We start from the raw sequence: 20,975 nt of genomic DNA on the forward strand, positions 1-20,975 counted from the left end.
CGTTCTAGATTGAGCTGACAACCCCGGAGCACGCGCCTCATGAATATCGGTGAAATCATTTCAGTCGTCACCCTTCTGTTTGGGGCCGTTCTCGGCCTGTCCGCCATGTTTTCCCCGGCTTGGGCCAGCCGCATTGTCCGCCTCGTCGAGGATCCGGACCCGCTCCGCCCCGGTGGTTATTCGGAATTTCGCGCCACTTATGGCGGCCTGTTCCTGTTCGCACATCTGATGACGGCCATTCTGGTTGTGAATCTGTCGACGGGTTCCGAAGACATCCTGACGACGCTCGTTGTCCTGCCGCTCGCTGCAGGGTGGGTTGGCGCTGGCACCGGTCGCCTGATGTCCCTGGTCTTCGACCGAGCCAAGAACCGGGAGCCCGGTCTGATCCCGATCTGGATTCCGATGGAGATCATACTGGGCCTTGCTATTGCGGCGCCCTGCCTTCACTTCCTGCTCTAAAGCAACAGAAAGAATATCCCATGACGGAGCGTCGAGAGACGGGCCGCCCGCGCCGGAAACCTTCCAGCCCGAGCAAGCAACGCCCAGCCCCAAAATCCAAGCGTCCAGCCGAAGAGAAAGACTGGAGCGAAGGCGAACGGATCGCCAAGTACCTCGCGCGCGCGGGCGTCGCTTCGCGCCGCGAAGTCGAACGCATGATCGAGGATGGCAAGATCACGGTCGATGGCGTCAAGCTGACCTCTCCTGCCTTCAAGGTCACAGGCCGCGAACTGATCCGCGTGGGCCGCAAGACCATTCAGGCCCCTGATGCGACGCGCGTCTGGCGATATCACAAACCGGCTGGCCTCATCACCACCACTGTTGACCCGGAAGGTCGGCGTACGGTCTTTGACGAGTTGCCCAAATCCCTGCCACGCGTGGTCACCGTCGGCCGGCTAGACCTGAACACCGAAGGCCTGCTGCTACTGACCAATGATGGCGCGCTTGCCCGCGCCCTGGAGCTGCCGAAGAACGAGCTTGAACGCACCTATCGTGTGCGAGCCAAGGGCACTGTGACCGACTACAAGATTGCCGAACTGGCCGAAGGCATCACGGTCGATGGCGTAGACTACAAGCCGATCACCGCCGTTTTCGACCGGGAAACCGGCGCAAACAGCTGGCTAACCGTGACCCTCTCGGAAGGCAAGAAACGCGAAGTTCGCCGTGCACTGGAAGCGGTGAATCTCATGGTGAACCGCCTGATCCGCGTGCAGTACGGCCCGTTCCTGCTGGACGATCTTCGCCCGGGCGCGGTCGAGGAAGTGCCGACAGACCTGCTACAACAAGCCATCGGCCACTTGATGACGAATGAGCACGCTGCCCGGCCTGCCGAGCCGACTCGCACCTCCAAAAAGCCTGCCCCTAAGTCACGCCTTGGCAGCAGGTCACCTTCAGGTAAGCTGACTTCCAGGAAACGCACAAAGCCTCGCTGAGACGGCCATTGATAGGTCTCCGGCGGCAAAGCCATACGGAGGTCCCTCATGCCACTTCAGAACGTTACCGAGACCTATCAGGTCGATACCGCGCCGCGGTCTCCGAAGAACAAGCCTGTCTTCGATCTCGCGCCGCCAGTCGACCTGACAGACCCGACCGTCTTCTCTTCCCGCGGCGGCTACACTCATGAAGCCTTCGCGGAAATGCGCGAGAAGGCCCCGGTCATGTGGCACCCCGAACAGGTCGGCGCCGGTTTCTGGGCGGTGACTTCCTATGATCTCGTCAAGAAAGTCGAACTCGACCCGGTTATCTATTCCTCGCAGCGCGGTGGCATCCTGATGACCTATGGTCAGGAAGACACGCCCCGCCATCCGCTGCTACACTCATCCAGCCTGAACAGCCTGATCAATCTCGACCGTCCCTACCATACGACACTCCGTATGGAACATATGCAGTTCTTCCGGCCCGGATTCGTGGCGGAGTTGCGCAAACGCGTTGATGTACAGGTCAACCTCCTGCTCGACGCGATGGAGAAACAGGGCCCTGTGGTCGACATGGTGGAGCTGTTCTCCGCCGAATTGCCGCTGTTCACGCTGTGCGAAATCCTTGGCGTACCACCAGAGGACCGGCCGAAACTTGTCCACTGGATGCACTTCCTGGAAAATTCGCAATATCAGGCCCAGCAGGAAGGCCTCGGCAATGTCACGCCCGAACAGATCATGGCCTTCATGTCAGAGATTCAGGCCATGTTCGATTACGGTCGACATATGCTGGCCAAGCGCCGTGCCGATCCGCAGAACGATCTTCTGTCCGCGATCGCCAATGTCGAGATCGACGGCGAGCCACTGAGCCCCGAATTCCTTGATGGTTCCTGGCTCCTGATCGTCTTTGCTGGCAATGACACGACCCGCAACTCGCTGTCGGGCACAATGCGCCTTCTGACCGAATTCGCCGACCAGAAGGAAAAGCTGATCGCGAACGAGGATCTGTTTCCCAATTTCGTCCATGAATCGATCCGCATGGTCAGTCCCGTCACTTATATGCGCCGCACCGCAACAGCGGAGACGGACCTCGGCGGCCAAACCATCGCCGAGGGCGATAAAGTGGTCATGTACTATGCCGCGGCCAATCGAGACCCGTCCAAGTTTCCCGAACCGAACCGTTTCGACATAACCCGCGCCAATGCGAAGGAACATCTGGCGTTCGGCCATGGCCCGCATGTCTGCCTGGGCCAGCGCGTTGCCAACATGCAGCTGGACTCAGCCTATCGCAACATCCTCTCACGTTTCCCGAACATAAAGTGGACTGGCGAACAAACCCTCGCGCCCAGCAATTTCGTGCACGCCATTTCAAGCCTCATGGTGGACCTCGGCACATGAGCGAGCCGCTGGTCCTTCGTCAGGACAAAGACGGCCTTGCGACTCTCACCCTGAATCGGCCCGACAAACTCAATTCACTCACGGTCGGCATGTTCCGCGAACTTCGCCATCATGTGCTCGACCTCGAGACGGATGACAGTGTGAATTGCGTTATCCTGCGCGGGGCGGGCAAATGCTTCTCTGCCGGGCATGATCTTGGCGACATTGCCGAAGGTGAAAAAGTCCCGTCACCGGGGTGGCACTCTGAAACGCTCCGCCTGATGGAGCGCCTGCCCAAGCCGGTCATCGCGGCCGTCCACGGCCACTGCTATACAGGTGCGTTGGAAGTTGCCCTTGCGGCTGACTTCATCATCGCCGCGGAAAGCGCACGTTTCGGGGACACACATGCCAAATGGGCGCTTACCCCGATCTGGGGCATGAGCCAGCGCCTGCCACGCCGTGTAGGGATTGCCACGGCAAAACGCCTGATGTTCACCGCCGACATGATCAGTGCTGATGAGGCCTTCCGCATCGGCCTCGTCGAGCAAGTTGTAGCAGACGCCGACTTCGACAGCGCCTGTCAGGACTTGGCGGATCGCATACTCGCCAACTCGCCATTCTCCCATGCGGCAAACAAGCATCTGCTGGAGGCGACCGACGCGCGAGACTTGGATAGTGGCCTGCAATGGGAGATACTCAATTGCGAAGGGGTTGGGCCTGACATGCAGGACCGAATCGCGGCCTTTACGGGCAAGAGCAAGAAAGCGAAGACATGAGTGATTTCCTGATCCGCCGTGATGATTTGCGCGACACGCGCTGGACCCCAGCCGACCTGCCTGCCCTGGCCGACGGCGCTGCCCGTCTCAAGGTCGATACGTTTGCCCTGACGGCCAACAATGTCACCTACGCCACTTTTGGCGACCAGATGCAGTATTGGAACTTCTTCCCCACCGCAGATGCAAGCTTTGGCCGCGTGCCCGTCTGGGGGTTCGCGACTGTGGTTGAATCCAAGGCTGAACATGTGAATGAGGGTGACCGCCTGTACGGATATCTCCCCATCTCCGAACATTTCGATGTTGAGCCGGTCAGCGTCGGCAAACATGGTTTCATGGATGGCGCCGCCCACCGCCAGGGCCTCGCGCCCATCTACAACACATACATCAACACTGCTGGCGACCCTTCCTACGATGCCGCGCTCGAAGACCAGCAAATGCTTTTCCGTCCACTCTTCACGACGGGTTGGATGATTGATGACTGCCTGATGGAAACCGGCGACCCGGTTCCGGAAACCGTTGTGATCTCCTCGGCCTCGTCCAAGACCGCCATGGCGCTGGCTCACTGCCTGAAGGTTCGCGGCGGTGTCGACACGGTTGCGCTGACCTCGCCCGGCAACAAGGACTTTCTGGAAAAGACCGGCCTCTATGGCCGTGTCCGCACCTATGATGACGCCGACCGCCTGCATGCGCGCGGCCTGACGGCCTTTGTCGATTTCCTCGGACGCCCCACACTGACGGCAGATGTCCATAATGCCCTGAAAGACCGGCTTGTTCGCAGTCTCGTCATCGGCGTGACCGATTGGGAAGGCGACCGCTCGCCCATCGCGCTGCCAGATCCTCAGCCGGAATTCTTCTTCGTGCCGACTTATGCCGCTGAACGCGCAGCCACGCTCGGCGGCGCTGAGATCAATCGTCGGCTCGGCTCTGCCTTGAAGAGTTTCTACACGGCCTCGAAGGACTTCGTCACGCCGCGCCACGCCAAAGGTGCAGACGCAATCACGAAAGCATGGACGCAGACCATCGACGCCCAGGTCAGCCCCTCCGAAGGGCTGATCCTCTCAATCTCCTGATCGCAAAAACAAAAGCCCCCGCTGCGGCCAAACAGCGGGGGCAGGTCGCACACCTGGAGCGCTCTAGCGTCGCTCCGAGACCTTGAATTCCATGCGTCGGTTCTTTGCCCAGGCTTCATAGGTTTCCGCCCTGTCCAGCGGACGGGACTCCCCATACCCCATCGCCGTCAACGCTTCAGCCTCGACGCCGTGCTCGACCATATAGTCACGCACTGCTTCTGACCTCTGTTGGGAGATCACCTGATTGTATTGATTGGAGCCGCGAGAATCCGTATGGCCGCCAATCTCGATGGCATACGCATCGCACAGCAACGCCACCCCGGTCAGCGCATCCAGCAATCGTTCGCTGGTCGGCGAGATGATGGCCAGATTGCTCTGGAACATGATGGTGCGGCCATCCATCGTGGCATTGAACGCAGATTGGCACCGCCCGGCATTGGCTTCGCCATCAGACAATGCCGCCAGCGCCTCGCCGACGCCCCGCTCGCCTTCTTCAACCGAGATGCCATCCACGACGAGGGTCACATCTGAGGCGACTTCGGCATTGTCCTCGAGGGCCGCCTGCCCGACCAGAAAGCCCTGCTCCTTGGCGGCCGGATCCGGCGCCAGGCCAGTCAGAACGGCAACCGGCCCACTGACATGCAGGCCCATCCACGGGAACCCGGCATCCGGGAATGTACGCTCTAGCGCGCCCACCCAGCCAACACTTGCTGGCCGCGTCTCGGTGGCGGCGGGTTGTGATGCCGGGGGTGTACTGGAGACAACAAACGCCGTCCCGTCCCAGAAATAGTCGCCTTCAGCGAGTTGAACACACTGAGGTCCGCTTTCGGCGGCCACTGCTTTCGGCGCATCTGCCGATTCCCCTCCACACGCCGCGACACTGAACAGCGCAGCCCCGGCAATCGCGCGGGCAAGGAAAAGATCTCGTTTCATGCAACTCACTCTAAATATCGCGGGGCTTGCGCCGCTTCCTCATCAATCGCCAAGTCTCTGGCGATTGATTGGGAAAGTCAAAACGCTTCGCGGCTGAGGCGAAGTTCGGACCGGTCATTGCGCCTGCTTGTAGACCGTTCCGCCTTTCATCACGAAATCAACATCCTGCAATTCAGCAATGTCTTTCAGGGGGTCTCCCATGACCGCAATGATGTCGGCATGCTTGCCCGCCGTGATCGTGCCGACGACATCGGACATCTCCACATGTTCTGACGCAATCACAGTCGCTGCGCGGATGGCCTCTTCCGGCGTGAACCCCGCCTCCACCATCAGCGCGAATTCCTGCGCATTATCGCCATGCTTGGACACGCCCGTATCCGTGCCGAACGCCACCTTGACCCCACCTTCATGTGCGCGACGCAACATATCCAGCATCAACGGCCCGACAATTGCGGCCTTTTCCCGGCTCGGTGCCGGCAGCCAGGGCTCATTGACCCAGCCCGTCACCGTTGCCCCGGCCAGCACTGTCGGAACCAGAACAGCGTCATGCTCCTTGAACAGGGCGATCGTTTCATCATCGGTATAGGAGCCGTGCTCAATGGAATCGATGCCAGCCTTCAACGCCGACACAATGCCGCCCTTGCCATGCGCATGCCCGGTCACCTTCCGGCCCATCGAATGCGCGGTCTCGACAATCGCGACCAACTCATCATCCGTAAACTGCTGTTCCAGTCCGGCCCGCGTGTTTGACAGCACTCCGCCCGTCGCGGCGATCTTGATGACGTCTGCGCCTTCCTTGATCTGCTGGCGCACGGCGCGGCGGCAATCATCGGCGCCATTACAGATATTCTTGCCGGTGAACATTGCCATGACTTCTGGCGAATAGCCGTTGATGTCGCCGTGCCCGCCGGTTACGCTGATCCCCTGTCCGGAGGCCCGGATGCGTGGGCCCGGCACATTACCTTTTGCAATGGCATCGCGCAGTCCGAAAATCGCATTGTTCGACGAGCCGACATCCTGAACCGTCGTGAAGCCGGTTAGCAATGTCTTGTAGGCAAAGCCCGCGCCATCGAAAGCCGCATCCACATCTGTGTCCTCGAACGCCTTGATCCGGTCATTCGGCCCATTCTCGAATGTGATGTGCACATGGCTGTCGATCAGGCCGGGCAGGACATAAGCGTCCTTGAGATCTATCAGGTCCGCATCCCGCGGAGCGCGCTTGTAGCCCGCTTCAATCGAGACGATCTCGCCATCTTCCACCGTAATGGTCTGGCGGGTCAGGTAACCTTCGCCCGGTTCGGCCAGCACGTGCCCGGCATGGATCAGGGTTGTCTCGGCCATTGCAGTACCGGTCATCACGGTTGCCAGCGCTGCGCTCGCAGCCAGTTTGCTAATCATAGAAGTCATCAGGTCAGCCCTCCCTCAAGGTGTTAGGATCATTTTCATCGCACCATTCTCGCGTGCGTCAAACATACGATACGCCTCTGCCCCTTCCGACAGCGGCATATGGTGGGTAATGGTGCGCTCCGGGGCCAGCTTGCCCGCCTGCACCAGCGGAATCAATTCCGGCCAATGTTCAGGCACCGAGCAAGTGCCGGTCCGAAAGGTCAAATTCTTGATAAAGGCCAGCGCCATCGGGAATTTGAAATCCATCGTTTGGTTCACGCCGATGCAGGAAACCGTGCCCGCTGCCTTGGCCAGTTTCAGCGACAGATAGATCGCCGGGTCCGCGCCGACACATTCCACGACGCTGTCACACATCCGGCCTCTGGTCTGTTCCTCGATCACCGCCTTGGCTTCTCTCGCATCAAGCGCAATCGCGCCCATCGCCTCTGCCATGGCGCGCCGCTCCGCAACCAGATCGACCGCATAGACTTTCGCCGCGCCCATCAGGAATGCGCCTTCCACGGCCATCAGGCCAATCGGACCGCACCCGACCACGGCAACAGTCGCACCGGGATGAATGTCCGCGCCCTTCAGCCCATGCCAGGCCGTTGGCAAATTGTCCGTCAACAGAACGGCCTGGTCATCACTGATCCCGTCCGGAATGCGCGCCAGGCCAAAATCCGCGACCGGTACCATCGCATATTCGGCCTGCACGCCCTGCAGGCCGGGGCCGAGCCCATAGCAACGCCCGCCATGCGTGTCGCATTCATTCATATTACCTGACATGCAGGGCACGCACGCGCCACAGCCCACAGCGGCCGAGATCATGACCCGGTCGCCTGTCCTGAATCGCGACACGCCGCTGCCAGTCTCGACAATCTCGCCCACGGCTTCGTGCCCGACGCAATAGCCGGTCTCGTCGCTGAAACCGTGGCCCTGATAGATATGAAGGTCCGACCCGCATATCCCGCAGGCGGTCATCTTGACGATGGCGCTACGCGTATCTTCCGGTTTCAATTCGGGCGCCTCGCCATAAGCGATGTCACGCGTGCCCTGATACAGCAATCCCTTCATGCGATCCTCCTCAGGCCGGCAGCCGGTCGGCGGGATAGTGCGGATAGCTCGCTTTCATCACGCCATGATTCAGCAACATCTCGGCGACCTGCTTTTCGCCCGCCGCATCGAAGAAGCGTGTGCGGATCCAGTAATTCTCGACCCGTCGGCTTTCCGACAGTGCCACGACCTCGCGACGCAACAGATAGGTCTCTCCCACTAGGAGCGGCCCATCAACCATACGAATTTCCAGATCGGCAAACAGGCCAATCGCAGGTTGTTTGACCGGGAATTTGGAATTCCGGTTGGAGTAGTTTCCCAGCACACTGACCATTTCCAAGGGCACAATCGGTTTGCCCCACGGCCCCGCAGCGCCATCAGAGTACATATCCATCGGTTCTGTGATGACCTTCAACTTATCAGCCAGTGAGAAGGGATAAAGATTTCCCATATGCTGATCCGGGTCCATCGAAACCGTCTCGTCGGCTGCGCCGGTCATGCCCACTTTCATATCGGCGAGGATCACGAGGTGTCCCGCCGGGCGCAGCTTTGCCATGCGCGCTTCGAGCAATGTCTCACCATGATCCGGCCCAATCGACGCGCTGGCCTCCAGCACCGGCGTACCATCCTCCTTGAACGCCCGGCACATTGTCCGCGTCGCCCCCGGCGCTGGGCGATCGACTTCGACACGCACCTTCTCACCCTCGAACACCATGTTCAGGAAATGACTGGAGAAACAGCCGCGCTCGAACCAGGCGTCGCCCCAGATTTCGGCAAGGTATGGCACGAATTGCGAGAAATGCGTCGGCCCTTCAATCGGCCCGGCCTTGATGCCGAGGCGCTCCGCTTCGCTGTCATCATGAAGGCTCTTATGCCCATCATAAGATTGCTCTTGCAGCATCTGAGCGGGCGCGCGCAGTGGCCCCTTGATTGTCTCTGTCATGTTTCCTCCGTCCTTCATCGTCTTCTATCTGGGGTGTTCCGGCAAGGTTTATCGCGGCGGCAACAGGCCTGTCTGGCTGGCCGTTGTCAGCAACGTGCCGTCTTCTCCGAACTGGTACAGCACGCCATGAGCGACGCCGGCAGCAAAGCCCGACATACGCGTCACATTCAGCACCCAGTCCGTCTTCGGAAGCGCGTGGATGCGCACTGTGTTGTCGAGGCTTCGCCCGCCTCGCGTGCGGGTATGTGCGCCAAGGAAAAAGTCTGAGATCAGCGACAGTCGCGCGGCATCCGCGGGTCCGGTATCCTTCACCCGCACCCAGACCATTTCCTCCGCTGTCGCATCATCCTGATGCACAGACCGGCGCTCGATCCGTCCGGCAAGATTGTCATCCCGCGAGAAGGGAATCTCGTGACTTTCCGCACATTCCGCTGGCGGCGGCACAGGGGGCATGTTCAAAAACTGCCGCCCCTCGCTGTCATCCCATCCGCCCAAGGCGGCTGAAACGTGCAAGACCGAGCGACCGTCTTCCGTCAAATCGGCAACCGCTTGCACAACGGTCCTTCCCTCGGCCAGCTTGCGCACCGTGATGTCGATGCGCGAGTTCAGCGTCGCGCCGCCCGCAAACTGTGCCGTTGCCCATAGCAGAGGGCGCCCGATCGCAGTCTCCAATGCATGCACGCCTGCGGCCATGGACACGCCGCCCATCAGGAATTGCCGCTCTGGCGGTCCCGCACAGGCGCCCTGGCGCGCGACGAATTCAAACCGGTTGGGGTCCTCTGTCGATTGGGTTGGTATCCAGAAGGTCGGGCGTGGGCCCTCACTATCAGCCATCTGCATCCTCCTCAGCATGTGTTTTCGACCGTTTTGGATCCAGCCGCACGGCAATCAATGCCAACACCAACAAGGTAGCTGACAAGCAAAGCGCCATCATCGCCGTGCCCGGCCAACCCCAGATTTCATAAACAGATGTGCCCGCCCAGCTGCCCAGCCCGCCTCCGATGAACATCAGCACAATATATGCGGTCATCAGGCGTGTGCGCACTTCCGGCGGCTGATTCAGAAATGTCATCCGCCCGGTCACATCAATCAGCGGCCCGACCACATTCATCAGCATCAATGGCACCAGCAACATCCACAGGCTGTGGCCGAACACGCCGAGCAGGCAGACGCCGGAAAACTGCACTAGCGCTACGAATGCTCTCAGCCGTCGGGGCCCGATCCGGTCGGCCCAACCACCGAAGAACGGCGTGGTGAACACATTGATCAGCGCAAGCGCCGCCAGATAGCCGACCGTATCAGCACCATAGCCCATTTCAGGACTGGTCAGGTAGAGGCCGAGCCCGAGCCACACCGCCAGGAAGACACCGAAGCCGAGCCCCTGCATCGCACCAGACAGCAGAACTTCCGGGTGTCGCCGCACAACCGGGAACACAGACATGACAAGTCCGACATAGCTTTGCTTTTCCTGCGCATCGCCGCGCCCCTGTCGCTCATCCATGATCTGCGGCAGCAACAGCGTCACCCCGCCCATCAATGCTGCAGCAACATAGTATACCGACCGCCAGCCATAATGCTCACCCAGCCAGCCGCCGCCCACGCGCGCAACGAGAATGCCGGAGATGACGCCCGTGGTCAGCATCGCCATGGTCTGGCCCAGCCGTTCGGGCGGCACGCGCTTCGACGCATAGGCCGGCAGCAAATAGGGCGTAATCGTTGAAAATCCGAGAAATGTCGAACCTGCAATGAACAGCCGGAAATCGGTTGCGAATGCCATGGCCAGCATGCCCGCGAACTGGCCTGCGGCAAACACGGTCGCCAGCCGCTTGTTGCTGAACCGGTCCCCCAGCGGCAGCAACAGGAAAATGCCGAGCGCCAGCGCAATCTGGTTGAACGCAGGCACCAACCCAATTTCCGACGGCGACGCGCCAAAATCGTCCGCCACCAGAGCGATGATCGGATGGATGTAATAGGCGTTGGCCGTCACCACCGCGCAGGCCAGCGTCAACAGCCAGATGTCACGTCGGCTCAGATACCGGTAATCAGACCCGCTGCCCGGCAGGCCGGGCGGGACGGAACTCACCCCGGCATCCCGGCCCGGCGCGCATACTCGGCCGCAAACTGCGCCAGCGGCACCACCCGCGCGGCGTTCGACTCGGCATTGGCACTGTTGGCCGTGCCATCGCGGACGCGCCCAATGATGCCCTGCAGGATTCCCGCAAGCCGGAAGCCATTATAGGCGAAGTAATAGTCGAGCTCCGGCAGGCCATCGCGGCCCGTATGCTTGCAATACATGTCGACATATTCGTCCATGCTCGGAATGCCCCAGGCCGCGAGGTCATCAATCGCCATGATCGAACCGCGCGAGGAATCCCCCGGTGGCATCACCCAGTTCATGAGGTGATAAGAGAAGTCCGCGAGCGGGTCGCCCAGCGTGCAAAGCTCCCAATCCAGCACCGCGATCACTTTTGGCTCGGTCGGATGCAGCACCATATTGTCGAGACGGTAGTCGCCATGCACGATCGTGGTCTTGTCGCCCGGTGGAATATTCTTGGGCAGCCATTCGATCAGTTGTTCCATTTCCGGGATATGCTGGGTTTCGGATGCCTTGTACTGTTTCGTCCAGCGATGGATCTGGCGGGCCACATAATCGCCCTCCTTGCCAAAGCCTTCCAGCCCTGCGGCGCGCCAGTCGACATTGTGGAGATCGGCAAACGTCTTCACCTTTGCCTCATAGATGGCGCGACGTTCAGCAGGCTCATATTCCGGCAGCGTGCCATCCCACAGAATGCGGCCCTCGACCATGTCCATGACGTAAAACATCGTGCCCACGATGCCCTCATCTGTGCACAGGCCATAAGGCCGGGCGACGGGATATCCCAGCGGGTAAAGCGCGGAAATCACGCGGAATTCACGGTCCACGGCGTGCGCACTCGGCAACAGCTTGCCCGGCGGCTTGCGGCGCATGACATATTTCTTGTTGGGCGTGACCAGCTGATAGGTCGGATTGGACTGACCGCCCTTGAACTGGCGCACTTCCAGAGGGCCCTGATAACCCTCGACATTGGCTTCCATCCACGCGGCGAGCTTTGCCTCATCGAATTTGTGCGACTCGACCACAGGCTTGGTGCCCGTGAACAATTCTGCAGCGGTTTCTCCCTCGGCCATTTTCTGCCCTCTTTTCTACAAGTTTTGGTGTCACACCATACTCACGGCTTACGCGACGCCAAGGCCTTCCGCGACGTCCGCATTGGCCAGCTCACATGAAAGGTTCGCACTGTGCGAAAATTGGAAACACTCGTCACCGCCCTCGCCCTGCCCAGTTTTGCCATGCTCACCCTCGTGGCGGTCATGATTGTCATCCTCGCCCGCGAAATCATATTTGTCTTCCGGCGTCTTCGCGGCGTCTTTCATCCGGCTCCCCGTCCAGCCAATCGACACCTCGTTCACACGCTCGAAAGCCCGATAGCCCATGCGCCGCTTGCTGATCCTGCTCTATCTCTGTTTCCTTCCGCTTCCGTCGCACGCCGCCGAGATTGATCCCGATCGCATGATCCGACCGGAATTGCTGGGCGAGGCCATACAGGCGATGAGCCGGCATTCCGACCGAACCAATCCGAGCCGACTGGTCATCGTCGATTACGGCCTGCATTCTGCGCAGAAACGCCTCTTCGTGATCGATCTCGAAACCGGCCTCGTCAACGCCTATCGCACCACGCATGGCCGGGGTTCCGACAAGGATCATGATGGCTTCCTTGATGCCTTCTCTGATGTGCCCGGCTCCTCGGCGAGTCCGCAAGGCGCCTATCTCACGGCCGAGGAATATTACGGCAAGCATGGCCGCTCGCTGCGTCTCGATGGCCTCGACAAGACCAATGCCAATGCCCGTCGTCGCGCCATCGTCATCCATTCTGCCGCCTATGCCGAACCTGCGATGATCGACAACTATGGCAAGCTGGGGCGCTCGAATGGCTGCATCGCCTTTTCGCGCGCCGACCTCGACACCTTCATGATCCTCGTCCCGCAAGGCACGCTGATATATGTCGGGCGTTAAGCCTCCCCGGAAAATACTTGTCACCCCCCATTCCCGGCCTAAAGTGCGCGGCTGGGGGACGAAAACATGCTGGCGGACGACATGTCTGATCATCTTGGGACAAATTGTGCGAGGCCGGACGCCTCGTGAAACTTCCATCCGTCCTGTCCCGTCTGCGACGTAAGCAAGCGCGTGTTGACACACCGCCTCTACCGCCCGTCGCGACTTCCCCGACAGTGCCACCCGCTACGCCGCGCCCAGCCCCGCTGGAGCGGCTCAATCGCTGGCTGACCCTTGCCGCGAATGTCGGCGTCCTGCTGGGCCTTGTCGTCCTGATCGTGGAAGTTCGCCAGAACGCGGCTCTGACGCGCGCGGCGATGGACCAGCAGAAAAATGATTTGCTGGCCCAGATTGAGTTCAACATCGCAAGGCCGGAGATGTCGGTCATCTGGGTCAAGGCGATCCGTACGCCGGAAGCCTTGAGCGACACCGAGAACCAGGCGGTTGGCAGCGTCCTAGTCGCGATCATGCTGCAATGGGACCAGATGTTCATGATGCGCGATGCCGGGCTGATCTCGGACGAGCGCGTGCGCCAGCATATCGCGAACACCGCCCCCTTCTATTTCGGATCGCGGTTCGCCAAACACTGGTGGGCACTGCAGGCGCCCGGCTGGGAAGGCACGGCCATGCAAAGGGACGCCGGCCCGATCATCGCCGCCCTCGATGAGGATTTCCTCGTCGGGTACCTGGACGCACTGAAAGTGCCGGCAGAAGCGGCGGCCGACGAAACAGATGAGGGGGCGCAGGAATGACGCTGGAGCAGCTCTATTTCGTTGCCGGGATTGTCTCGTCGGTTGCGGTGATTGCGTCGCTGATCTTCGTCGGTTTCCAGCTCAGACACTCTGCCGACCAGCAGCGCATCGCGGCGGCGGTTGGCTATTATGACATCTTCCGCGACCATATGAAGATCCTCAGCGAAGCCGGGATGGTCGATCTGTTCCTGCGGGGGCTGGACACTGATCCACAGGAGTTTGAGGCCGCTGACAGGACACGGCTCAACGTATTCTACACAATGGTCACGCGCGGCTATCAGGTGATGCATTACCAGGCCCGCAAGAAGGTCTTCGAGGAAGACTTCTGGCTGCATTCGCAAAACCATTTCCGCGACCATCTGGCTTCCAAATATTATCAGGGCTTCTGGAAGGCGCGGCGCCACCACTTCCCGCCCGGCTTCCGCGACCTTGTCGACGGGCTGATCAAGGCCGGGCCGACCGCCCCGCTGTTGGAGATGGAGCCATGACCCTCGAACAGATCGCCCTCATTGCACAGATCATTGGTGTGGCCGTTGTGGCTGGAACGCTGATTTACCTTGCATTGCAGGTCCATCAGGGGGCGCAGCAGATGCGCTCTGAAAGCCGGCAGGCCCAGCTCACCTATGACCAGACCGGCGTCTACAAATTCGTCGATTCCCCGGAACTTGGCCGCATCTTCTCGCAGGTCGAAACACCGAGCTTCGAGGAGAAGACCAAGCTGTTCTTCTGGATGATCGGCCAGATGCGGGCGCGCGAGTATGAATGGCTGCAATACCAGAACGGCGCGATCACGAAAGAGTCGTGGGAGACGTATCAGGGCGTGATCTATTTCGTCCTCGGCACGCCGCGCGGACGGGCCCTGTGGCAGCTCTGCCGGGGCTATTTCAATGCGGGGTTCGCGGACATGGTCGACGGCATGGTGCGAGACGTGCCGCCGATTGATCTCTGGGACCAGCTGCAGGCTGTGGAGTAGAGTGACCATGATCCTCCGGCGCCTGACCAAACATGTCAAAGACCAGAACTGGTTCGCGGTGGGGCTGGATTTCGTCATTGTGGTGATCGGTGTGTTTGTCGGTATGCAGGTCTCGAACTGGAATGACGCGCATCAGACGCAGTCAGAACGCCAGCTGATCGAGATGCGCCTGCTGAGTGATTTTGTCCTGATGCATGAGGATGTGGTCCGTGCCGCAGAAGGCCATGAAGCGGTTCTTGAATCCCTTCATACGCTTCGCCGCGCCATCGAGCGCGGCGAAGCGCTCCCCGAAGAAGACGCAGCGATCAAACATGCGCTTGGGCGCGGGTTCAGCTACCAGTCCTCGATCCACCGCTCCGGCACGTTCCTTGAACTCCTGTCGAGCGGACGGATGGACCTGATTGCCGACGAGGCGCTGCGCGTCGAGCTGCTGAGGTATGACACGCGGGCGCAGCGTGTCCTGTTCAACCTCAACCAGATCCGGAATTACATGCATTCGAACATGCCGAACCTGAATGCCTACAAGGTTTTGGCGCCGCTCACGCGGGACGAGCGGGGGAGAATTATCCTGAGCCCCGTGCAGAGCTATCACATTCAGGGCATGGCGGGCGATGCCGAGTTTCGCGACGCGCTTGACCTGATGATCGAGAACCAGACCTGGATACAGATAAACGTGACAGGGCAGGTCGACGCGCTCGAAGACGTGCTCACTGTCCTTCAGGATGTCGCGCCATGATCCTTCGCCGCCTGACCAGACATGTCAAAAGCCAGAACTGGTTCGCGGTGGCGCTGGATTTTGTCATCGTGGTGATCGGTGTGTTCATCGGTCTTCAGGTGAGCAACTGGAATGCGACCAGAGCGGACAAGGCGACAGGCGCGGCCTATCTGGCACGGATCGCCGCGGACATCCGAAGCGATGATGCCCGCCTGGCAGACATCATGGAGACCTGGCGCGAGGATGCAGCGCAGACTGAAACCATCGTGCACTATCTTGAGGGAGATCCTATAGGGGATCTGACCGACTGGGATATGTTCCAGATCATCTATTATGGGGCCGGCTGGACCCCGTTCTCGCCCAACCGGGTTACCTATGACGAACTGATCAGCACGGGGAAGTTCAGCCTCGTCGCCGATCCGGCGCTGCGCCGGGAGATCGGGGATTATTATGCCGCCCTGGATGATTTCGCTGGGTTCTACAGCTTCCAGACGCCCATGCGGGAGACCGTGCGCAGCAAGTATTCGCCCGGCGTGCAGACCTATATGTGGGAGGCGTGTTTTCCCGAAGCCCATTACCGAGGTGCAGATTCCGGCTGGCGGGACTGTGCGCCGCCAGAGGATGCCGAAATGGTCGCGGCCACGCTCGATGCTCTGAAACGGTCTGACGAGGTGCTTGATGCCGCCCGCTATGCTGCGTCCGTCCGCGTCATCTTGCTGCGCGCCGCCCCGATCGACCGCACCCGCGCGCAGGACCTTGCCGCAAAGATAGAAGGATATTTCGAATGATCCTCCGCCGCCTGACCAAGCATGTCAAAGATCAGAACTGGTTCGCGGTGGGGCTGGATTTCGTCATTGTGGTGATCGGTGTGTTTGTCGGTATGCAGGTCGCAAACTGGAATGATGCGCGCGCAGACAGGGGACAGGCGGCTGATTTGATGACCCGGATAGTGTCTGAGGCCACCACAGCGCGCAGCGAAATGTCGCGTTACATAGAGGTCCATCAGGGGATCAGCGATGATGCTGCCCGGTTCGCCCTGGCGCTCAGGGACAAAGACTCCTGCATGGCCATGGGGAACGAACTGACGATCCTGATTATCAGTATCGCGGATTTTCCGCCGCCACGGTTTTCCCTGGCAAACGCTGAGCAAGCGCTGAACACAGGCAGTCTGTCGCTTATCCGGTCGACCAGTATCCGCGCCAATATTCAGACCATGACGGATGAAATGGGTTTCGTCGATCGCCAGTGGCAACGCTATATCCGCGTAAAGCAGGATGCCAATCGGGAAGCGCAAAGAGTGGCCGGGGTTTCGTTGACCGGGCGCAGCGAAATCGTGGTGGTCCCCATGGGTGGCTACGATCCCGGCAGCTATGAATTGCTGACCCCCGGAAAGATTTGCGGGAATACCGAAATCATCGGTCTCGCCGCCAATGTGGCAGTCTTGCAGGCCATCTATGTTGACTATCTGGGGCAGGTTGCGGGCGCACTTGACGACTATCTCGCGACTCTCAGTGAGGAGACCAGCACATGATCCTCCGCCGCCTGACCACCGCGCTCCGCAAGCAGGACTGGTTCACCGTTGTGATCGAGACGCTGATCGTGGTCCTCGGTGTCTTCCTCGGCCTGCAGGTCAATAACTGGAATGAGGCGCGTGCGGCAGAATCGCGCCGGGCCGAGATTATCAGGGCGCTGGCCACCGACCTAAGAGACGCCATCTACGTTCAGGAGCAATTGCAAGTTCGCGTGATCGACACAGGGCTTACCGTCTGGCACGCGGCCTACGAACGCGGCGAGCAGCCGGTCCCCTTCTATTTCCGGATTGACGGATCGGACAAGGCCCCCCTCACATGGACAGTGCTACAACAAATGGACATCGCAGGCCTGTTTGATCCGGTCATGCTCTTTGATTTGAACTTCTACTACTCCGAGTTGGACGGCGTAGGGGAAAAATACGTTCGTTATGTAACCTTCGTCGAGACAGAGATCCTGCCCTATGAAAAATCTGACTCAATGCATTTTTATACACCAGACGGAAAATCACTGCGGCCAACATACCAGGCGAACATGGAGCGGTTGCGTGAGTATCGGGGCGAGGTCCGGCGCCTTTCAAGCTGGTCTGCCTGTTTGACAGAAAGGCTTGAGTCCGGAAAGGAATTCTCCGCAAGCTGTTTGAGAACCGATCAATCGATACCTGAAGGTTCGCTGCTGAATCAACCCCTGAATCCGGAGATCATCCCATGATCCTCCGCCGCCTGACCACCGCGCTGCGCAAGCAGGACTGGTTCACCGTCGCGGTCGAAACGCTGATCGTCATGTTCGGTGTCTTCCTCGGCCTGCAGGTCAATAACTGGAATGAAACGCGCGGCGAGCGGTCCATGGAGCGCCAGTACATCTTGCGGCTGCACAGCGACATGCAGCGAAGCGCTGAAGCCATCCGGAGTTCGGGCACATTCCTGGCAAGTCAGGTCGAGAATGAAGGCGTGCTTCTGTCCAGCCTCGCCACTTGCGAAATAGCTGAAACAGATCGGCAGGCGGTGGTCGCGGCGCTCGGTTCGCTGGGAAAGTACAATTTTGCGGTTGTCGACAGGGAGCTGGTGGACCAGCTGCGGGCATCCGGCCAGTTCGAAGTGATCTCAAACCCCGACGTCCGTGAGGCCATAAATCTGATGTCTCAGGAATCCGACGGCCAGCTACGCGTCGAACCCCAATGGCTCGAACACGCCGCTCCGTGGACCAGTTATGCGCGGCGCTTCTACTATTTTGACAGTCCGGAAGGCGTCGATTCCGGGCGTTGGGAACGTTGGGAAAATCTGGAATTCGAGCTGGAGCGAGCCTGTCAGGACTTCGAATTTTTTTCAGCCGTGGGCAATACACGCGAAGCCACGCGCAACCTTTACCACTGGAATAACGCCGTCCTTGCCCGTGTCGGAGAGGCCGAACAGACGCTCGCGCAAGAGATCGACGCCCGCGGATGGGACACAGCGAAATGATCCTTCAGCGCCTCACCACCGCCTTTCGCAAGCAGGACTGGTTCACAGTCGTGATCGAGACGCTGATCGTCATGTTCGGTGTGTTTCTCGGCCTTCAGGTCAATAACTGGAACCAGGCGCGGTTCGAGCGGGCAGATACGCAGAATGTTCTGGAAAGGCTGGAGCGTGATTTCGAAGTGCAGCTCACGCTCACCAATCGCGGTATTGGCCAGCAAGTCCTGGTGCTCGAAGCAACCAGCCGACTCATCACGGGCATTCGTACAGGCGACCTCGATGAGCAGACGCTAAACGAAGACCTCGCGCTCGTGGACTCTGTGTCGACGTTCCCCGGACCTTCGGCGGCCTTTCATGAGCTCGTCTCTACCGGGCGCATGCGCCTGATCGCGAATGGCAACCTGCGAGACAAGCTCTACGAATTCGACAGCTCGATCACCTTTGGTCGCGAAATTTTCAGTGGCTCGTTCACCGCGCCAGTCGATGAGCTGGCACGGGTCCTCTCCAGGGCGAAAACACTGGTTGCACCGGGCACCCCATCCGAGACTTTCGCCCAGATCGGAGCGGTTGAAACAGTCGATCACACGGTCCTGCTTGAGGATCCCGAGATCCATATTGCCTTGCAGAACGCATATCTTATCCAGGACAATTATCACCTGATCCTGATCAGGTACCGTAACCAGATCAAAGACATCCTTGAGCTCCTCGCGGAAGAGCGGGAGCGGGCCTCATGATCCTTCGCCGACTGACCACCGCGCTGCGTAAGCAGGACTGGTTCACCGTGGTGATCGAGACGCTGATCGTCGTGCTCGGTGTCTTCCTCGGTATCCAGCTTGGCAACTGGAATGGCGCGCGGGCAGACCGGGAGCTGGGTGACCAATACACAATTCGTCTGGTCGCCGACCTTGAACAGGACCTGGCCGACAATCTGGTTCTGCTCGCCTATTATGATCAGGTGCTCGCCAGTGTCGTGGAGGCCGATCGGCTGTTGGCCAGCCCTGATGCAAACCCGAAGGACCTCGTTGCCGCTGCTTACCGGGCGAGCGAGTTCAGCAACAATCCGACCGATCGGGCGACGTGGGATCAGATCGTCTCTTCCGGGCATCTCGGCCTGCTGCCAAGCCAGGAGGTGGCGGATGGATTGTCCGAATATTACAAGTTTCAGGATCTGAACGACGAGACCAATAGCCTGCTGCAGGGCACACCCTACAGGTTTGCAGTCCGGGCACTCATTCCGCTGCCCCTCCAGCTGGCGATCAGGGAAGGGTGCAGTGACACGGTCGGCGAAGCCGGCACCATTACCGGCTTTGTGGAGGAGTGTCGTATAGATGTGGATGAGGCCCTGCTCGAGGCAACGGCGCATGAACTGAAATCTTCGCCGTCAATTCGGGAAGCCTTGCGCCACCAGTATTCCATGGTTGCCACCGTGCGCAACAATATTGGCGGAAACATCGCCAGCCTCGAAGTCGTGATCGACGGGCTTCGCAATGACGGGGTCGCCCCATGATCCTCCGCCGTCTCACCAATGCGATCCGCAGGCGGGACTGGTTCACGGTCGTCATCGAAACGCTGATCGTCGTGCTGGGTGTCTTCCTCGGTCTGCAGGTGAACAACTGGAACGTGGTGCGCGGCAACCGGGTCGCCGAGGCCAATTTCATGGAACGCCTGCACCCTGATATTGTCAGGGTTGAGCAATCGTCAGAGCGCGTTCGTGCGCGCAGGGTGTCTGTCGTTGATGATCTTCGCTCAGCGACCGAAGTCATTTTTGACGTTGTTGAGCGAGACCGGCTGACTCAAGCCGAATGCATGGCGATCGCCACATCTCATTACTACAATATCAATGTCCTCAGTTTGCCCTCGGTCACGGAGCTGACAAATGCCGGGCGGCTTTCCATTATCAGGGATCCGGCGCTACGCGCAGCACTTGTTGACTATGAGCAACGCGTTGAAGCGCTTCTAGCCTATATCGAGAAAGATCACGCCCTGGCGAATAATTTGCTGATGCTCAGACCAGAGCTTGTAAAGGTTCAACCGGTCTTTGACGCCGAGCTGGGCGAAATGCAGACACGACCCGACTGCGATTTGGAAGCTATGAGAGAGGATCGAGCCTTTCTGAATGCGGTGGCCGAAAACCTTGACGCCTATGACGCTTACCTGCGCGACGGTTTGCTGCCATGGGACGCCCAGCTCGCTGAGATTCATCGCCTGATCGACACCGCACTTGAGATAACACATGAGGCGGCGCAATAGACGCCAGCGTCGATGAATTGGCCGAAGGCGTTCGCGCGCTGCGAAGCGATCCGAATAGTCTCAAGGTGCTGAAGCTTCGCAACGCGCAAGTCGACGGCCGGGCAGCTGACCTTGTGACCAACGTTGAAATATTTGGCATGAACGAAATATTTGCCAGGGACATCGCCCCCTGACCCCGCGCCAGGGGGGCTCGAGGGCTCTCCTCCAACATTACCCAAACTTCACGCTTCACGAAGGCGTGAGCCGCTTGGACCCGGC

General features: G+C 59.8%; 25 protein-coding genes. 17 read left to right on the forward strand and 8 right to left on the reverse strand.

Annotation, left to right across the window (positions count from 1 at the left end):
• Positions 1–39 precede the first annotated feature (39 nt).
• From B2P82_RS15365 to B2P82_RS15385, 5 genes are read left to right on the forward strand one after another with little or no spacing between them, the layout of a single operon-like run.
• Positions 40–459 carry a hypothetical protein gene (locus B2P82_RS15365; protein WP_290497854.1) on the forward strand — a complete coding sequence of 140 codons (420 nt, stop codon included), beginning with the start codon at positions 40–42 and terminating at the stop codon, positions 457–459.
• A 20-nt stretch (positions 460–479) separates the two neighbouring features.
• A complete protein-coding gene (locus B2P82_RS15370) occupies positions 480–1,430 on the forward strand; it encodes a pseudouridine synthase (protein WP_290497855.1) in 951 nt (316 codons plus the stop codon).
• A 48-nt stretch (positions 1,431–1,478) separates the two neighbouring features.
• The gene (locus B2P82_RS15375; RefSeq protein WP_290497857.1) at positions 1,479–2,810 is read left to right on the forward strand and encodes a cytochrome P450; all 1,332 of its coding nucleotides are present in this window, start codon (positions 1,479–1,481) and stop codon (positions 2,808–2,810) included.
• Positions 2,807–3,565, forward strand: a complete 759-nt coding sequence (locus tag B2P82_RS15380) for an enoyl-CoA hydratase/isomerase family protein (protein ID WP_290497858.1) — start codon at positions 2,807–2,809, stop codon at positions 3,563–3,565. The genes B2P82_RS15375 and B2P82_RS15380 overlap by 4 nt, the downstream gene beginning before the upstream one ends.
• On the forward strand, positions 3,562–4,635 hold the full coding sequence (locus B2P82_RS15385; RefSeq protein ID WP_290497859.1) for a DUF2855 family protein: 1,074 nt from the start codon (positions 3,562–3,564) through the stop codon (positions 4,633–4,635). Before B2P82_RS15380 ends, B2P82_RS15385 begins: the two co-directional genes overlap by 4 nt.
• 63 nt (positions 4,636–4,698) lie before the next feature.
• On the opposite strand, the gene B2P82_RS15390 is transcribed toward B2P82_RS15385, so the two are convergent.
• The 8 genes from B2P82_RS15390 to B2P82_RS15425 all read right to left on the reverse strand — a co-directional run bounded on the left by B2P82_RS15390 (position 4,699) and on the right by B2P82_RS15425 (position 12,424).
• Positions 4,699–5,568 carry an OmpA family protein gene (locus B2P82_RS15390; protein ID WP_290497860.1) on the reverse strand — a complete coding sequence of 290 codons (870 nt, stop codon included), beginning with the start codon at positions 5,566–5,568 and terminating at the stop codon, positions 4,699–4,701.
• Between the two features lie 114 nt (positions 5,569–5,682).
• Positions 5,683–6,966, reverse strand: a complete 1,284-nt coding sequence (locus tag B2P82_RS15395) for a metal-dependent hydrolase family protein (protein ID WP_414652056.1) — start codon at positions 6,964–6,966, stop codon at positions 5,683–5,685.
• Positions 6,967–6,990: 24 nt separating this feature from the next.
• Positions 6,991–8,028 (reverse strand): alcohol dehydrogenase catalytic domain-containing protein, encoded by a 1,038-nt coding sequence (locus B2P82_RS15400; RefSeq protein WP_290497862.1) that lies wholly within the window; start codon positions 8,026–8,028, stop codon positions 6,991–6,993.
• Positions 8,029–8,038: 10 nt separating this feature from the next.
• The gene (locus B2P82_RS15405) at positions 8,039–8,950 is read right to left on the reverse strand and encodes a hypothetical protein (RefSeq protein ID WP_290497863.1); all 912 of its coding nucleotides are present in this window, start codon (positions 8,948–8,950) and stop codon (positions 8,039–8,041) included.
• 48 nt (positions 8,951–8,998) lie between these two features.
• Positions 8,999–9,784, reverse strand: a complete 786-nt coding sequence (locus B2P82_RS15410) for an acyl-CoA thioesterase (RefSeq protein WP_290497864.1) — start codon at positions 9,782–9,784, stop codon at positions 8,999–9,001.
• A complete protein-coding gene (locus B2P82_RS15415) occupies positions 9,777–11,033 on the reverse strand; it encodes an MFS transporter (protein ID WP_290482411.1) in 1,257 nt (418 codons plus the stop codon). Before B2P82_RS15415 ends, B2P82_RS15410 begins: the two co-directional genes overlap by 8 nt.
• Positions 11,030–12,118 carry a phosphotransferase family protein gene (locus B2P82_RS15420; RefSeq protein ID WP_290497865.1) on the reverse strand — a complete coding sequence of 363 codons (1,089 nt, stop codon included), beginning with the start codon at positions 12,116–12,118 and terminating at the stop codon, positions 11,030–11,032. Before B2P82_RS15420 ends, B2P82_RS15415 begins: the two co-directional genes overlap by 4 nt.
• A gap of 48 nt (positions 12,119–12,166) precedes the next feature.
• Complete coding sequence (locus B2P82_RS15425; RefSeq protein WP_290497866.1) at positions 12,167–12,424, reverse strand: hypothetical protein; 258 nt, start codon at positions 12,422–12,424, stop codon at positions 12,167–12,169.
• Here B2P82_RS15425 and B2P82_RS15430 point away from each other — a divergent pair.
• The 12 genes from B2P82_RS15430 (at position 12,423) to B2P82_RS15485 (ending at position 20,717) form a co-directional block, all read left to right on the forward strand.
• On the forward strand, positions 12,423–13,004 hold the full coding sequence (locus B2P82_RS15430) for a murein L,D-transpeptidase catalytic domain family protein (protein ID WP_290497868.1): 582 nt from the start codon (positions 12,423–12,425) through the stop codon (positions 13,002–13,004). The two genes, B2P82_RS15425 and B2P82_RS15430, sit on opposite strands and share 2 nt — an antisense overlap.
• 125 nt (positions 13,005–13,129) lie before the next feature.
• Positions 13,130–13,795: a hypothetical protein gene (locus B2P82_RS15435; RefSeq protein ID WP_290497870.1), complete on the forward strand. Its 666-nt coding sequence runs from the start codon at positions 13,130–13,132 to the stop codon at positions 13,793–13,795.
• Positions 13,792–14,283, forward strand: a complete 492-nt coding sequence (locus B2P82_RS15440) for a hypothetical protein (protein WP_290497872.1) — start codon at positions 13,792–13,794, stop codon at positions 14,281–14,283. Before B2P82_RS15435 ends, B2P82_RS15440 begins: the two co-directional genes overlap by 4 nt.
• Complete coding sequence (locus B2P82_RS15445) at positions 14,280–14,768, forward strand: hypothetical protein (RefSeq protein ID WP_290497873.1); 489 nt, start codon at positions 14,280–14,282, stop codon at positions 14,766–14,768. The genes B2P82_RS15440 and B2P82_RS15445 overlap by 4 nt, the downstream gene beginning before the upstream one ends.
• A gap of 7 nt (positions 14,769–14,775) precedes the next feature.
• On the forward strand, positions 14,776–15,504 hold the full coding sequence (locus tag B2P82_RS15450; protein WP_290497874.1) for a hypothetical protein: 729 nt from the start codon (positions 14,776–14,778) through the stop codon (positions 15,502–15,504).
• Positions 15,501–16,271, forward strand: coding sequence for a DUF6090 family protein (locus tag B2P82_RS15455; RefSeq protein WP_290497875.1), 771 nt, complete (start codon positions 15,501–15,503; stop codon positions 16,269–16,271). Before B2P82_RS15450 ends, B2P82_RS15455 begins: the two co-directional genes overlap by 4 nt.
• Positions 16,268–17,014, forward strand: coding sequence for a hypothetical protein (locus B2P82_RS15460; RefSeq protein WP_290497876.1), 747 nt, complete (start codon positions 16,268–16,270; stop codon positions 17,012–17,014). The genes B2P82_RS15455 and B2P82_RS15460 overlap by 4 nt, the downstream gene beginning before the upstream one ends.
• Positions 17,011–17,724, forward strand: coding sequence for a hypothetical protein (locus B2P82_RS15465; protein ID WP_290497878.1), 714 nt, complete (start codon positions 17,011–17,013; stop codon positions 17,722–17,724). The genes B2P82_RS15460 and B2P82_RS15465 overlap by 4 nt, the downstream gene beginning before the upstream one ends.
• Entirely contained in the window at positions 17,721–18,473 is a 753-nt protein-coding gene (locus tag B2P82_RS15470; protein ID WP_290497880.1) for a hypothetical protein, read from the forward strand. Before B2P82_RS15465 ends, B2P82_RS15470 begins: the two co-directional genes overlap by 4 nt.
• Positions 18,470–19,201 (forward strand): hypothetical protein, encoded by a 732-nt coding sequence (locus tag B2P82_RS15475; protein ID WP_290497882.1) that lies wholly within the window; start codon positions 18,470–18,472, stop codon positions 19,199–19,201. Before B2P82_RS15470 ends, B2P82_RS15475 begins: the two co-directional genes overlap by 4 nt.
• Positions 19,198–19,974 (forward strand): hypothetical protein, encoded by a 777-nt coding sequence (locus B2P82_RS15480; RefSeq protein WP_290478932.1) that lies wholly within the window; start codon positions 19,198–19,200, stop codon positions 19,972–19,974. Before B2P82_RS15475 ends, B2P82_RS15480 begins: the two co-directional genes overlap by 4 nt.
• Positions 19,971–20,717, forward strand: a complete 747-nt coding sequence (locus B2P82_RS15485; protein WP_290497884.1) for a hypothetical protein — start codon at positions 19,971–19,973, stop codon at positions 20,715–20,717. Before B2P82_RS15480 ends, B2P82_RS15485 begins: the two co-directional genes overlap by 4 nt.
• Positions 20,718–20,975 lie beyond the last annotated feature (258 nt).

This window comes from Hyphomonas sp. UBA4494 (genome assembly GCF_002388935.1).
Classification (GTDB): domain Bacteria; phylum Pseudomonadota; class Alphaproteobacteria; order Caulobacterales; family Hyphomonadaceae; genus Hyphomonas.

Coding starts and splice junctions, on each gene's coding strand:
- B2P82_RS15410 (WP_290497864.1), bottom strand. CDS start 9,784: ATGGCTGATAGTGAGGGCCCACGCCCGACCTTCTGGATACCAACCCAA.
- B2P82_RS15370 (WP_290497855.1), top strand. CDS start 480: ATGACGGAGCGTCGAGAGACGGGCCGCCCGCGCCGGAAACCTTCCAGC.
- B2P82_RS15375 (WP_290497857.1), top strand. CDS start 1,479: ATGCCACTTCAGAACGTTACCGAGACCTATCAGGTCGATACCGCGCCG.
- B2P82_RS15475 (WP_290497882.1), top strand. CDS start 18,470: ATGATCCTTCAGCGCCTCACCACCGCCTTTCGCAAGCAGGACTGGTTC.
- B2P82_RS15420 (WP_290497865.1), bottom strand. CDS start 12,118: ATGGCCGAGGGAGAAACCGCTGCAGAATTGTTCACGGGCACCAAGCCT.
- B2P82_RS15465 (WP_290497878.1), top strand. CDS start 17,011: ATGATCCTCCGCCGCCTGACCACCGCGCTCCGCAAGCAGGACTGGTTC.
- B2P82_RS15460 (WP_290497876.1), top strand. CDS start 16,268: ATGATCCTCCGCCGCCTGACCAAGCATGTCAAAGATCAGAACTGGTTC.
- B2P82_RS15385 (WP_290497859.1), top strand. CDS start 3,562: ATGAGTGATTTCCTGATCCGCCGTGATGATTTGCGCGACACGCGCTGG.
- B2P82_RS15380 (WP_290497858.1), top strand. CDS start 2,807: ATGAGCGAGCCGCTGGTCCTTCGTCAGGACAAAGACGGCCTTGCGACT.
- B2P82_RS15405 (WP_290497863.1), bottom strand. CDS start 8,950: ATGACAGAGACAATCAAGGGGCCACTGCGCGCGCCCGCTCAGATGCTG.
- B2P82_RS15425 (WP_290497866.1), bottom strand. CDS start 12,424: ATGGGCTATCGGGCTTTCGAGCGTGTGAACGAGGTGTCGATTGGCTGG.
- B2P82_RS15455 (WP_290497875.1), top strand. CDS start 15,501: ATGATCCTTCGCCGCCTGACCAGACATGTCAAAAGCCAGAACTGGTTC.
- B2P82_RS15440 (WP_290497872.1), top strand. CDS start 13,792: ATGACGCTGGAGCAGCTCTATTTCGTTGCCGGGATTGTCTCGTCGGTT.
- B2P82_RS15450 (WP_290497874.1), top strand. CDS start 14,776: ATGATCCTCCGGCGCCTGACCAAACATGTCAAAGACCAGAACTGGTTC.
- B2P82_RS15430 (WP_290497868.1), top strand. CDS start 12,423: ATGCGCCGCTTGCTGATCCTGCTCTATCTCTGTTTCCTTCCGCTTCCG.
- B2P82_RS15390 (WP_290497860.1), bottom strand. CDS start 5,568: ATGAAACGAGATCTTTTCCTTGCCCGCGCGATTGCCGGGGCTGCGCTG.
- B2P82_RS15365 (WP_290497854.1), top strand. CDS start 40: ATGAATATCGGTGAAATCATTTCAGTCGTCACCCTTCTGTTTGGGGCC.
- B2P82_RS15470 (WP_290497880.1), top strand. CDS start 17,721: ATGATCCTCCGCCGCCTGACCACCGCGCTGCGCAAGCAGGACTGGTTC.
- B2P82_RS15395 (WP_414652056.1), bottom strand. CDS start 6,966: ATGATTAGCAAACTGGCTGCGAGCGCAGCGCTGGCAACCGTGATGACC.
- B2P82_RS15480 (WP_290478932.1), top strand. CDS start 19,198: ATGATCCTTCGCCGACTGACCACCGCGCTGCGTAAGCAGGACTGGTTC.
- B2P82_RS15400 (WP_290497862.1), bottom strand. CDS start 8,028: ATGAAGGGATTGCTGTATCAGGGCACGCGTGACATCGCTTATGGCGAG.
- B2P82_RS15485 (WP_290497884.1), top strand. CDS start 19,971: ATGATCCTCCGCCGTCTCACCAATGCGATCCGCAGGCGGGACTGGTTC.
- B2P82_RS15445 (WP_290497873.1), top strand. CDS start 14,280: ATGACCCTCGAACAGATCGCCCTCATTGCACAGATCATTGGTGTGGCC.